This window comes from Paenibacillus sp. cl130 (genome assembly GCF_900116035.1).
Taxonomy (GTDB): domain Bacteria; phylum Bacillota; class Bacilli; order Paenibacillales; family Paenibacillaceae; genus Paenibacillus; species Paenibacillus polymyxa_B.
Window position 1 is genome coordinate 118,362 of sequence record NZ_FOYG01000005.1, and the last position, 13,029, is coordinate 131,390.

Below are 13,029 nucleotides of genomic sequence, written 5' to 3' on the forward strand. Positions count from 1 at the left end.
CAACATTCGAAGCCATACGTAAAGGAAAAGGAATGGAAAATCAAAATATGCAGAGAAGTCGCGGGCTGTATTTGAATTGAGGCAGTTTGAACGGTACAATGAATGATAAAGATGTTTCCTACAGAAACAAGCAGCATACATATGAACTTTTTTTGTGAAATAAGGTTCTCGTTCTATCGGACTGAGGTTTTAGATTTTTAAAGAAGTGACGATTTTAAATTAAAAGGAGGAACTTGGCGATGGCTATTGCAGAAGTGACAGTGATCCCGATTGGAACGGGGAGTACAAGCCTGAGCGACTACGTTGCCCAGATGCAAAAAGTGTTGAAGACTCAAAAAGGAATTACCTATGAGCTTACCTCCATGAGTACGATTATTGAAGGTTCGTTGGACGATGTGTTCACCGCCATTGCTGCGCTGCACGAAGCGCCATTCCTGTCTGGAGCTAAGCGTGTTTCCACCTCGGTCAAAATTGATGATCGCCGTGACAAGCCTTCCTCCAGCCACCAAAAGCTCCGTTCCGTCGCAGAGAAACTATCGGGCACCGCGACAGGAAATGTTACCGAACTAAATCCAAATCCTAGTTGAAAAAGTTGATGTAAGTGATTGATTTTTATGTAACTAAGAGTATAATAGTTTTTGTTGTCAGTTACACTGACCTGCTGGTGTAGCTCAGGGGTAGAGCAACGCACTCGTAATGCGTAGGCCGGGGGTTCAATTCCCTTCACCAGCATAGCTATAAACTCAAGCACAGCGCGGCTTCCAAGCTTTTGGAGGGCGCGCTTTTTTGTGGTTTTGGACAATCTTCTACGCTGAGGTCTTTTTAGTAGGATTATTATGCTATATATAATTAGTTCTTTGTTTTGTTTCATGCTAAAAATCGAATTCTTACATTAGTTGCATAGTATATTGACAGGTGGTTAATTTTGGTGAAAAATGAAGTATGTTTTTAAAAATTATGGAAAGTTTATGCGAAGGGTGGCTATGGCATGAAGCATACACCTACGATACGAGCAGAATTAGACAGATACTTAAAACAAGAGAGCATGAGTCTAACGCAATTCGGGCATATAGCAGGCATGAATAGGGGAATAGTAAGTGCTATTGTGACGGGGAATAAGTCTATGTCTGTTAACCAGCTTGACCTAATTACTGAAGCTATGGATTTACCGGAGGGCTACTTTTACGACTTATTTATAGAAAACTACATCATCGACACTCCCCCGAATATGAGACGAATCGAGCCGTTTTTGTTTCGCTGTGCGGAGTTGGACAAGCTGGATGCGATCCGTCGAGTGGTGGGAAGTATTATGGACAACGTACTCTATTCGCCTAAACTATTTGATATAGCAGAAGTACTATTAGCACAGGGACGACATGATGCTGCATTGCTGCTCTATGAGGGCGTAGCTGAAGCGGAGAAGTACCAACATTCTGAACGTTTAGCCATCTGTCAATATCGTATATTCACGATTCAAGTTGGAGACGATCAAAGTCGCAATCTCAGTGCAGCTACGATATTTGAAGCTTTTGTTGAACGCCTAGATGAAATAGACCAGCTTGATGCATTGAAGGACTTGGCTAATGTGTACAGGTCTTTGCGTAAATGGAACAAGGTAGATGAAGCGGCGAAAAAAATGAAGCAGAAGGCGAAAGCTCAATATTCGTTAAAACATCAACAAGAGAGTCGAGAGCGTGATGAGTCTGCCAAGAAGCTAAGTCGCCCGTTGTTTGTATATATTTCATATGCCGATTTATTGTGTGCAAGTGTCTGTGAAGCCCAAGGCGACTATCAACAAGCTCTAGATTATACATACACCTACGCTAATCTAGATTGGGTCAAAGAGACTGACGACGACACTCAACACTGGGTTAGCTTGTTTAAAAGTTGGGCAGAAGGTAATACTTACGTATATAAACTGTTGTCAGGAGATATAAGTGTGCTTCAAGATTATGTTGAATATATTGCAGTGACATCAGCCACTAACGAGAATGAGAAAATCTCAAAACTGTTGAATGTTATAATTTCAGCAAACCAATATAACATAGATGTGGAAGGTATACTTCAACAATTTGAAGCCGAAATAAACGCTTTTGCACAACAGCAACCATCATCAGATGATATGTATACCCAACAGGTGATACCGGATTATATCGCGTGGTTTGGTTACGAGTTAGCTTATTATTATTTACATCGAGGCTCTTACATTGATGGTTTTAAACATTTGATGTATGCAATGGTAAGTTATCATACATTAAATAATGAGACTAATTTTATAAACTGTATGGGTTTGTTTTTACATTTTCGGGATTATGCAGTTTCAGAAACTAAAGCAGCATTTTTAAATTTCATTGAAAAGGTGTGGATGACCAATGTTAAAAAAAATGGTACTGCTGATCATCGCGGCTAGCTTTTTGTTTATTGTTACTGTGCCGGATCAAGCCCTTAACCACCACAATAGTATTCAGCCTTACGTTACCATTGGAGGTGCTTAAACGTAAGCAAAGCAAATCCCCGCTAACCTTAACTGGTCGGCGGGGATTTTTGTTGAAGGAATTACTACATCGTTCACCGAATGAATTATCAAGGTGATCAGCATGAATCATACATATAAAGTGTCAAAATCGGATATAGAACTGTTTGCAGCTACATTAAGCTAGGATCTGTATTTTAAGACGATATATACCATCTTTGAAATTGCACTGGATGTGGGTGTCCAGTCCATTTCTTATTTAGTAACAATAGGGGTTCCAGTCCTACTGCTCATTTTTTTAAATAGTAAGATGGCAAGAAGTAAAGCTATGCTTACAGCGGCAAAACCCAGCCAATTCAAATATAGGACAGATGTACGACTGATGACTAGCCCACCTAATCCAGATCCCAGTGCAAAACCAAATTGGATGAACGAAGTATTTACGCTAAGAGCAATGTCCGGATTTCGAGGCGCCAGAGTAACCAGATAAAGTTGCTGGGCCGGGGAAATACTCCAAGTTGCTAACATAAAAATCATTAAAACCAAGATTAATACCAAGAGATTGACTCCGGCTAGAGCGAATAAAAGAAGAGTCGCCCCTTGTAAGATGAGCCCGAGACAAATGGTAAATTTCGATCCCTTTGCATCTGCCAATTGTCCGCCCACTCTTGATCCGACAAAGCTGCAAATGCCCGCCAGGAACAGAACACCGCTAATTTCTGTCATGGAAAGAGAGGACGTGGCTTGCAAGAAAGGCGTAATATAAGTAAACAGTGTAGAATAGCCGCCGACATAAAATAACGTAATAACCAAGGCCATCAGAATGGTTGGATTTCTTAAAATAGAGAGCTGCATTCTTAGGGTAACCTTTTCTTCTTCTTTGATTGCCGGAACTTTTTTATAGATGATAAGTAATGGAAGAACACTTAATAATCCGATTAAAACAAATAGCACTCTCCATCCAAACATCTCACTAAAAAATGTGCCCATGGGAACACCAAGCACGAGCGAACTGCTAAGCCCCATCAAAATGATACCGATGGCATTGCCCCTTTTTTCTTTTTCAACGAGTCGTGTCGCTACTGCCATGGCTACAACGGTAGCGATTCCTCCGCTAGCCCCTTGGATAATTCGTATCCATAGTACTGTTTCATAAGCAAGATCTACAAACATAAGTCCGTTGCTGGCAATAAACACACCAAGGGTGGTCATTAGTAGTTTCTTGCGATCTGCATTGATCGTTAATGCAATCAAAATCGGAGCGACAATGGCCGCGGCGAGAGCAAACACAGTCACCAATAACCCAGCTTCTGAAGTAGATACTCCCAAGTCCACAGCGATCATCTCAATGACTCCCGTAATAATATATTCAATGGTTCCAATCAGAAAAACAGCCAGTGCCAGGACATAGATGATCCGTTTATTTTTCAATTTACCCCACTCCACCTTCTTCAGTTATCTATTTATAATGGGAATTTGTATTTCTATGAATTGTGCATCTCGTTCTGGAGTTAACGGTAAATATAGTTCCCTACCTAATTCGTTTTCCTTGATCTGATAGTTATTTTTCTCAATCCATTTAGCTAAATGAACACAGGCCGCACCATCAAATTTTGAATTTGAATGAAAAGCCATTGTAGCCATCATCGGTTCAGGAGGAAGAGTCCGTAGCCGAAACGGTTCTGGAAATGACCGCAGCTCACAGGTTAAAAAATAACCGACTTCAAACTCAAACTCATCCTCTTTTCCGTCGATGTCTTTCCACAAAACAACCTGAGGGCCTTGGATCAGCTGGCGAATTTCCGTTGTTAATAACTGATCAAATTGACGAAACAAATCCGGAATGTCCTCTTCTTTCCCGCATGTTTTCTGATAAAAAAACGATTGAGCACCATCTGCTTTGACTCTGACTTCTTGACCCGTTTCGAATTGCCCCTCTTTTTCTATAAGCTGCATACGCTCCTCAATCCTGACGAGTTTGGCTTGTTCCGTATCGATGATATGCTGGATTTCGCTTCTTTTCAGCTTAAACATGCCTTGAATATTCTCTGATGAAATATCTTCCTGAAGCAGCTGTTTAATTTGGGGCAATGTAAAACCCAATTCCTTATAGATTAAGATTCGGTTGAGCTCAAGAAGCTGATCTGCGGAATAGTAACGGTAGCCCGTATCGTAATCCACTTTTCTCGGCTTAAGTATGCCAATCTGGTCGTAATAACGCAGTGTTTTTAAGGAGACCTTGCTTAGCCTGGAAAATGCACTGATTTTGAACAAAATATCATCTCCAATCTATAACATAATGTGAGTATACAGTTTCCCGTGCAGGGGAAAGTCAAGGATGTGAATGCTTTTCCTTTTTATAGCTAAGATCGACTGCCATCTTTGTCACCACTCTATGTTGGTGTTATTGGTAAGTCAAAGAAATGTTTCTGAATAAAACGTTCATTTTTTTTTAATTTGTCAGTATTCTGTCTGACAATTAACATCGCCCTTTTTTAGGATTCTGTTGGTTCAAGCTTTAGTAATTGAGTTAATCTATCTATTGAAAAATCCTTCTAAAAGATGCTTTTATTTATTTGAGAAATTTCTCTCATGCCGATTGTAGCACTAGCTATGGCCTAACTGTCCTTTAGCGAACAAAAGGATGCCACTTATCACGGCATCCTCTAGATATTCATTAATCTATCCTGAACTGTACCGGAACGCACTCGTAATGCGTAGGGCGGGGGTTCAATTCCCTTCACCAGCATAGCTAAAAACTCAAGCACAGCGCGGCTTCCAAACTTTTGGAGGACGCGCTTTTTTGTGATTTTGGACAATCTTCTACCATTTTAGTTTGAATCTATTGAAAGGTCAGTTGGAAATGAAGTACCGCAAATAAATAACATAGTCCTTACTCGTTCATCTGGCTTTACATATTTATAATCTAAAACTAAGTCTACTTCAGAAGGATTTACTGACAGTTGAGTTAGTAAAGAACCGATATTATTCCATTTTGATCTTGGTGATGGGCCGGTCACACTGCGGCTTGGTATGCGACATCACGATTAGTACTTGTTACTGGAATTGCATTTTAATCCGGGAACATAGAACTGAGCCCTATTTGTCTATATTGGGGTTAGTCCCTATAAACTACTCAACAGCTTTTCTTTATTCGTTAATGAATCTTTTTAATCGTACTTTCAAATACAGGACACTCCAAAAACAGTAATGAACTATTTCTAAACCAATAAGGATTTCTTCTGACCAGCTAAGAAGAGATAAGACTTTGGAACACAATGTGCAAACAATAAGAATAGCTTCAAGAATCAGAATATCCAGAATTGACAAAATAACTGTTCGGGATATGGTGAATTGGAAAAATCGTAAAGATTTTAAATTCCAGGCAGTTGCGATTAGCTCCAGCATGATGATTCCCAGTGACATACCGACATATCCCAATCCAGGAATGGCAACTAAGGAATAAAGAATTATGAAGTTAAAAAGGACTCCTGTGACAAGACCAATAAAGGGAGTTTTCTTCCGATTTTGCGCCCATAGAATACTTGTTGTGATTTCGCGCAATCCGACGAGCAGTGGTAACATTGCCAAGGATTTAATAGGAACCTCGGCATCATGTATACGAAAAACAAATAGAGAGATTTCAGGTGCATATTTAAAAATGAAAAATCCTGAGACTAATCCCCAAATCCAAGCTACCTGAAGGGCCGTATTACTTTTTTTATAAAATGAATTAAAATCATTATTTTTCCAATCGGCGGTTATTTTCATTGTGAGCGTATGGGTTAACGAGCCTGTAATCAAAGTAGGCATATAAGCAACGACTAGAGCGATGCCGGTAACAATACCGAACATCTCCGCTGCTTCTTTGGGCGAAACCCCGGCAATTTGTAATCGTTGAGGGATGATGATCGCATCCATAAAGTCGGAAGCCGGGATGAGCAATCGTGTTAGCGCAATAGCAAAGGAAGCTTGTACTACCAAAGGTAAATCTGTTCGAGTTGATGGGGAAGGCAAATCTGTAGAGTGACGATTGGACGTGAAAAAATAAGCAGCAAGCATAGCAAAGGCTAACAACGCGCCTGTAGAGGTTCCCAGTACCGCTCCACCTACGGCATACTCAATGCCGGATCTAATAAAAAGGGGCACTAGCCATATTAAAGTACCAATCCTAACAGTTTGTTCTATTATTTCCGAAAGGGCAATCGTGGTGTATTTTTCGAGCCCTTGCAAATATCCGCGCAGCAGACTCAGTAAGGGAACGGTAAATAGGGCAGGAGAGAGGTATCGAATCACAACATCAAGCTGTGGATAGCCAAGCAAAAAAGCGATCGACTTGGATTGCCAAAAGGTTAAGACACTGCATGCCAAACCTATGAGCATCAAGAATATCGAAAAAATTTTGAACAGTCGCCAGCCTTTTACTGAATTTTTGGCTGTAAACATCCCCAAAGCTGTGGGCAATCCACCTGAAATTATCATCAATATTAAGCTGTAGAAGGAGTAGGCTAGCTGATAGAGACCCATTCCTTCAGCTCCAACAAGTCGCGTCATAAATATTTTTCCAACTAAACCAATGGCCTTCACAACAATCATTGCATTTGCTCTCACCATGGTTTGTTTTAATATAAGAGGTAGTTTCAGATTTTTCACCCCATTAGAAGCTGTCCATATTATTCCTATGACAGAAACCTCCGGGATATGAATAAGTCTTAAGGATCACGAGACTTAGTCCTGTATATGAATTAACAAATATTTGGTATGTTTATCCCACCCCAAGTCAAAGGGAACTCTGAAACGGTCAGCGGTGTGGGAGTTGACTAAAGGATAGCCACTCTGATCAAATCCGACTACAACTGAGAAGTGGTCTACATCGCCTTTTAAGACGTAAGCAATTAAATCACCTGGAAGTAACTGGGTTTTGTCAAGATGCAGCTGCCGTTCATTGACGGATTGAACAATATCTGAGAAGCTGCCTTGTCCAATAATTCTTCCATAGCCGGAGCGTATAAGAAAATTTCTAAATGCGTCTGTCTGAACCCAGGCCTGGCTTCCACCATTGCCATACAAGTAATGCCAGCCTGATTTCATAGGCAGCCCTCCGCCTTCTTCCGCATCCCCGATGACTTGTGAGGAGAAGTTGGTACAGTCGCCTCCCTTGGAGTTATAATCCAAGTATTTTTGATTATATCGTTGACCATTCCCTGCCCCCCATGTCGTCCCTGCATATTTATTCGCATAGTCAATGGCGCGGGCTCTGTTATATTTATGAATAGCTCTCTCTGTTGTTGCCGGATCCTTATGGGGAGAAAAAAATAAGTCGGATTTTTGAATCTTTTTTGAATTCTCTTCCAGAGGATCTGAATACCATTCTCGTTCCACGTACCAACGTTTATCCTTTTTTCTTAGTGTAATACCATGACGTGTTCCAATTCCAAAATCATGCCGACCGGGATAGCTGTGAATATACTCATAACTCAATTTCAAGGACTGAACAAGGGAAATTTTGGCCGTATCACCCAATACTTCTGTACGGGCTACCCGAATTGTGCTTTCCGCATTCACAAATTTCATTTTACGATGCCTAGCCCATTCATGAATATATTCGGCTCTGTTCATTTCACGATGGTACGCATAGTTGCTTCGTTTATCTGTTATCAAGTAATGGTTCTCGATGTGCTTTTTGTCCTGATCCATCAATAACCGAGTACGATCATCAAACAATTCTTGAAGAAATGGGATAACATTATCTTGTTCAGCTGGCTCGGCTTGTGCACGAAATAAAAAAAGGCTGTATACAGGGATTAATATTAAAATCATGCACAGCAGTTTCAATTTTTCTATCCTAGGCACATTTATTCATTCTCCTTGAAATGGTTAATTGTTTTTGAAATTGTCCTTGTTCTGAACCTTAAGTTTTTCACAGGCTGAATTCATGTGTGCTAATTTGGTAAATACAACCAGTCGCCCTTCATGTTCCTTCTTGCTTCGACTGTAGCGCCCGGCACAGGTAATTAAGTTTAAACGGCGCTCTTCTGTAGGACCAAAAATCATTTGAATCGGTGCTTCGGGTGTTAGGTAAAATTTTACGGACTCCACTACAAATTGAAGCTTGCAACCATTATCGCCAGTTACATACACGTGATCCCCTCTTTTCAATTTTTTAAGGGGATAAAAAACTGCCGGACCCGTATATGTATCGACATGCCCGTCCATAATTGCATTACCTACTGCCCCTGGCAATACAGCGGTAGATAAATAACCTACTCGATCCGTGTTACCTGGAACGCCCATTTGACCATTTTCTAAGTAGGTTACCGGTTCTATAATCGAATGAATACGAACCGCAGGAATATCGATTTTATGTGGAATGATCCCTAAAAAAGGTTTATTTATAACCTGTATGGGCTTTGCCTTTTGAGTTTGTTGAATTTCAGACTTATGCGAGGCACGAGTAGAGTTACCACGATGTTCAGCTGAAGATGAACAGCTTGCAGTAATCAGCAGAATCAATAGTATTGTGACGCGACTGAACCACTTATTTGTCATATGAAGAAGGAAAGAGGGGATATAAACGCCCTCTCTCCCTTTTAGCCTCCTTTAATTCATTTGCTCGCTTGCGCCACCAAATCCAGTTTTCGGTAGTTTAGTAGCTTTTGCTTTTAAACTCTTCGCATGAATGCTCTTTTCTCCAATGATTTTGGCTGGTGCAGCTTCACGTGCATGGAGCTTGTGAGCTTTCTCATGTTTGCTCTTCGCATGCAGCTTGTGTTCGTGTTTCGCATGAGCTTTAACCTTATGCTGGTGCATTTTGTGTTCATGCTTTTCCGTTGCGGGTGTAGATGCAGATACCATCGATCCTGCTGACAGAAATACAGCCAGGGATGCTACAGCCAATATTGCTTTTTTCATGTTATTGCCTCCTTTAGATAGTTGGTAATTCGCAGATATATTCTCCGTACATAGAACGTTTTATGTAGCCATTAATTTCATAGGGAAGAATTGGTTTGGTTATTCCTCCCCTTTCATTTATTGACCTCAATCAGTCCTTCGGGTGTGGCACGATTGTCAAGCAGTTCGGATACGGTAACGAAGGTAAATCCTCTTTTTTTCAGCTCAGGCAAAATGATTTTCAAAGCCTCAACGGTTTGCGTACTTTTATATACATAATCGTGCATAAGGACAATATCGCCGTTACGAGCATTACGAAGTACTTTGTTGACGATGCGGTGCACACCTGGTTTTCGCCAATCCAAGGTATCCTGATGCCAGGACCATAAAATCATTTTTAGCCCTTTTTCTTTAGAAAGTTTGACGAGCGAGTCGGTGTAGGAACCACCAGGTGGACGGAAAAAGTGGGTTTCTGTACCCGTTGCATTAATGATGCTGGCTTGGCCCTGATCAATTTCAGACAGGGCTTTGTTGGGGGAAATACGATGGAAAGATGGATGATGGAAGGTATGGTTGCCGACATCATGTCCTTCTTTTCGTTCCCGTTTCACAATTTCAGGGAGTTTTTCTACACGGCTGCCGACAACAAAGAAGGTCGCTTTGGCATCATATTGCTTGAGCAAATCTAGAATGGCAACTGTTTTGCTTTCGTCCGGTCCGTCGTCGAAGGTGAGGGCAATAAGCTTGCGATGTGTAGGAACTTCCCATACAATATCACCTCGTTCTTCGTAATAGGTTCTTCCTTTTGTATGTGCAGGAGATGAGGTGGATTGTGCAGTTGTATATGGAGCAGCGAAGAAGCTGATGCACAGCAAAGAAGTTGCGATCACAGAAGACATCAATCGAATGTTTTTCATCGAGTTTATTCTCCGTTCTAGGTTTTTCAGTTTAGCTTGCCATGAAGAAGTGTACGCCATTCCTCGCTCGAATAAGTTATTTTCACAAATAGTATTTTCAATTTATTTCGATGTACATGGTTTCGCATATACTGGGAATTTTTTCGCATAAATTAGAGGTTGCTATTCTTAAGAAGGAACCAAGATCAAAAGATCATCGTTCTGATGAGAGACGACGAGGGGTATTTTGGAGACCATTGAGGCATTTGTCTCGTTTTTTGTTTCCTTCTAACAAAACGTCTAACGGCTTTGGAATATGATCGTGCATGGCTTCGCACAATGGTGGAAAGCTGTAAATAATCAATAATCCTCTGTATAAAAACGGATATTTCAACCATAATAAGACAGCCTGTTTTATTCCAAAAGTACAGAGGGGTAGATGAAATTGAAAAACAAATGGCTGTTGGCATTGTCGTTAACCTTGGCGCTCGTTTTTAGCATGACTCCGTTAGTAGTCGCGCAAGCGAAGGTAGGGGAGGAGAAGGATTCTACTTGCCTAAGTTCCAAAATGGTGCAACTGAAAGGCGATATGCAGAAGGTATGGATCGACCATACGATATGGACGAGGAACTATATTGTCAGCGCCATATCTAATCTTCAAGATCAGAAGGACGTATTGGACCGGCTTTTACGGAACCAGCAAGATATAGGCAATGTGATCAAGCCTTATTATGGGGAAGCCGCTGGTAATAAGCTGGCTGATCTTCTGAGGGAGCATATTCTAATCGCAGGGAAAATTGTAGCGGCTGCTAAAGCGGGTAATCAGGCGGATGTGAAAAAGCTAGAGGCGGATTGGCGTACAAACGCCGATGATATCGCTAAATTTTTAAGTGCAGCGAATCCGAACTGGCAGTTTAAAACACTACGAGATATGCTGTATACGCACCTTCAGTTGATTACGGAATTAGTCCTTGACTATATCAAAGGAGATTGGAAAGCGGGTATTGCATCAACCGATAAAAACGAGATCCATATGATTCATTTAGCGGACATCCTGACAGAAGGCATTGTCAAACAGTTCCCTGGAAAATTTTAAGTGAGCGCTATAGCTGCAAAGCAGATTAGCTTTCTATAATCACCCCAAAGGGTGGTATAGAAAGCTTTTTTATCGGTTTAATGAATCGTTAATACAACTATGAATGCAGTCGGTATGTCGAACCGAAATACGTTCTCCCACAAGCTCAGTTCTCTATTACGAAGCACTCGTAATGCGTAGGCCGGGGGTTGAATTTCCTTCACCAGTATACTATGAAACTCAAGCACAGCGCGGCTTCCAAGCTTTTGAGACCGCGCTTTTTTGTTCGAGTAAGGATTATTAAACGATAAATCGAACCAGAGTAAGAGTTTGAAGATTTCACTTTATTAGGCCCTTTTTTACCAAGAAGCCGCCTCGAAACGTATTCCAATACATATACTTAGAACATGAATATATGAAGAACTAGTTTTCGAGAAAAATAGGGAAGTTGCTTTTATGTAAAATAATATTTTCTTAATTTAAAATGTAGAATGGAGGGAACTTCTTGTGCCACGAGCTTCAGTTATACTGCCAGTTTATAATACTGTTGCTTTTGTGTGGGAAGCAATCCACAGTATTTTAGTTCAAACCTACTCCGATTTTGAATTAATTATTATTGATGATGGCTCAACAGATGGATCTGCTTTCCTTATTTCACAGATAACAGATCCTAGAGTGGTTAAAATCTTTCATAGTACCAATCAAGGTTTGGTCGCTACTTTAAACGAGGGATTCAATAGGGCAACTGGTGAATATATCGTTCGTATGGATAGCGATGATATTTCTACGCCTGATCGATTGGATGTGCAAATATCATTTATGGATCAAAATCCCTTAATTGATGTATGCGGTGCTGCTTTTACTACTTCTAGTGGAGGAGTACTTAAGGTGAATCCGGCCAGTCATGAAGAAATTAAAACATGGTTGTTATTTCATTGCTGTATCTGCCATCCTGTCACAATAATACGCAATAGCATGATACATCGGCTAAACATTCAATATGATAGTAATTATCCTCATGCCGAAGACTACGAAATGTGGAACCGATTAGCTTCACAGGTACAAATAGCGAACCTCCCCATAAACTTATTGTATTATCGTCAACATAAAGGACAAGTGTCCAATCAACACAAAGCAATACAAGACGCCACTGCTCGGAGAATTCGACAAAGACAGTTTAGCCAGTTGGGTTTGGAATTATCAGATGAAGAGAATCAGATTATGCTGGATATTCTTGAGTTTAAAATTAATCCCTATGATTATAATTGCTACACTAAAGCTGTAGGATTTGCGAATTGGGTGTTGGATCAAAACTGTAAGTATCAGATTTACAATCAGGAACTATTAAGCATGGCTTTTTCACGGTGTATATCCCATCTCCCATATTAACAAAGATATCAGCAAGCGATTGGAAAGTATCCTAATATTCCGCGGGCATACGTAAATGGGGTGTTTTATGTTTACCTGAATGCCCGGTCATAAAACATATTTACACATATATTAAAATGACGACAAAATAAAGGAGGGCTAAAGCTATGAGCGGATGTGCAGGTGCAGCTGTTTGCGGTGTGTGGACTTCTACAGCGGCCATTTTGGTGCTCTATATCCTCTTGGTTATCATCCTTAAATCATGTTGGGTTTAATTTTGTGAAAAGAATTGTATGATAATGACCCATCAATCAAATTCAACGACT

The 13,029-nt window shown here is 40.6% G+C and carries 12 protein-coding genes and 2 tRNA genes; 7 read left to right on the plus strand and 7 right to left on the minus strand.

What is annotated here, in order from left to right:
• Window positions 1-239: 239 nt before the first annotated feature.
• The 3 genes from BM358_RS15190 (at window position 240) to BM358_RS15200 (ending at window position 2,410) form a co-directional block, all read left to right on the plus strand.
• On the plus strand, window positions 240-587 hold the full coding sequence (locus BM358_RS15190) for an MTH1187 family thiamine-binding protein (protein ID WP_013308518.1): 348 nt from the start codon (window positions 240-242) through the stop codon (window positions 585-587).
• A 73-nt stretch (window positions 588-660) separates the two neighbouring features.
• Window positions 661-732 (plus strand) — tRNA-Thr (locus tag BM358_RS15195).
• A 256-nt stretch (window positions 733-988) separates the two neighbouring features.
• Window positions 989-2,410 (plus strand): hypothetical protein, encoded by a 1,422-nt coding sequence (locus BM358_RS15200; RefSeq protein ID WP_028541187.1) that lies wholly within the window; start codon window positions 989-991, stop codon window positions 2,408-2,410.
• Window positions 2,411-2,728: 318 nt separating this feature from the next.
• On the opposite strand, the gene BM358_RS15205 is transcribed toward BM358_RS15200, so the two are convergent.
• Entirely contained in the window at window positions 2,729-3,904 is a 1,176-nt protein-coding gene (locus BM358_RS15205; protein WP_028541186.1) for an MFS transporter, read from the minus strand.
• A gap of 24 nt (window positions 3,905-3,928) precedes the next feature.
• Complete coding sequence (locus BM358_RS15210; RefSeq protein ID WP_028541185.1) at window positions 3,929-4,747, minus strand: MerR family transcriptional regulator; 819 nt, start codon at window positions 4,745-4,747, stop codon at window positions 3,929-3,931.
• Window positions 4,748-5,158: 411 nt separating this feature from the next.
• Here BM358_RS15210 and BM358_RS26545 point away from each other — a divergent pair.
• A tRNA-Thr gene (locus BM358_RS26545) sits at window positions 5,159-5,219 on the plus strand.
• Window positions 5,220-5,623: 404 nt separating this feature from the next.
• On the opposite strand, the gene BM358_RS15215 is transcribed toward BM358_RS26545, so the two are convergent.
• From BM358_RS15215 to BM358_RS15235, 5 genes are all read right to left on the minus strand, one after another.
• Window positions 5,624-7,087, minus strand: coding sequence for an oligosaccharide flippase family protein (locus BM358_RS15215; protein ID WP_081819206.1), 1,464 nt, complete (start codon window positions 7,085-7,087; stop codon window positions 5,624-5,626).
• 114 nt (window positions 7,088-7,201) lie between these two features.
• Window positions 7,202-8,326 carry an amidase domain-containing protein gene (locus BM358_RS15220; protein ID WP_028541183.1) on the minus strand — a complete coding sequence of 375 codons (1,125 nt, stop codon included), beginning with the start codon at window positions 8,324-8,326 and terminating at the stop codon, window positions 7,202-7,204.
• Between the two features lie 24 nt (window positions 8,327-8,350).
• On the minus strand, window positions 8,351-8,986 hold the full coding sequence (locus BM358_RS15225) for a class F sortase (protein WP_256253366.1): 636 nt from the start codon (window positions 8,984-8,986) through the stop codon (window positions 8,351-8,353).
• Window positions 8,987-9,073: 87 nt separating this feature from the next.
• Window positions 9,074-9,385: a hypothetical protein gene (locus tag BM358_RS15230; RefSeq protein WP_028541181.1), complete on the minus strand. Its 312-nt coding sequence runs from the start codon at window positions 9,383-9,385 to the stop codon at window positions 9,074-9,076.
• Window positions 9,386-9,498: 113 nt separating this feature from the next.
• Window positions 9,499-10,281, minus strand: a complete 783-nt coding sequence (locus tag BM358_RS15235; protein WP_028541180.1) for a polysaccharide deacetylase family protein — start codon at window positions 10,279-10,281, stop codon at window positions 9,499-9,501.
• A 424-nt stretch (window positions 10,282-10,705) separates the two neighbouring features.
• On the opposite strand from BM358_RS15235, the gene BM358_RS15240 reads away from it, so the two are divergent.
• The 3 genes from BM358_RS15240 (at window position 10,706) to BM358_RS26905 (ending at window position 12,978) form a co-directional block, all read left to right on the plus strand.
• Entirely contained in the window at window positions 10,706-11,356 is a 651-nt protein-coding gene (locus BM358_RS15240; RefSeq protein ID WP_028541179.1) for a hypothetical protein, read from the plus strand.
• Window positions 11,357-11,842: 486 nt separating this feature from the next.
• Window positions 11,843-12,724 carry a glycosyltransferase family 2 protein gene (locus BM358_RS15245; protein WP_028541178.1) on the plus strand — a complete coding sequence of 294 codons (882 nt, stop codon included), beginning with the start codon at window positions 11,843-11,845 and terminating at the stop codon, window positions 12,722-12,724.
• Between the two features lie 146 nt (window positions 12,725-12,870).
• A complete protein-coding gene (locus tag BM358_RS26905; protein ID WP_023986758.1) occupies window positions 12,871-12,978 on the plus strand; it encodes a hypothetical protein in 108 nt (35 codons plus the stop codon).
• Window positions 12,979-13,029 lie beyond the last annotated feature (51 nt).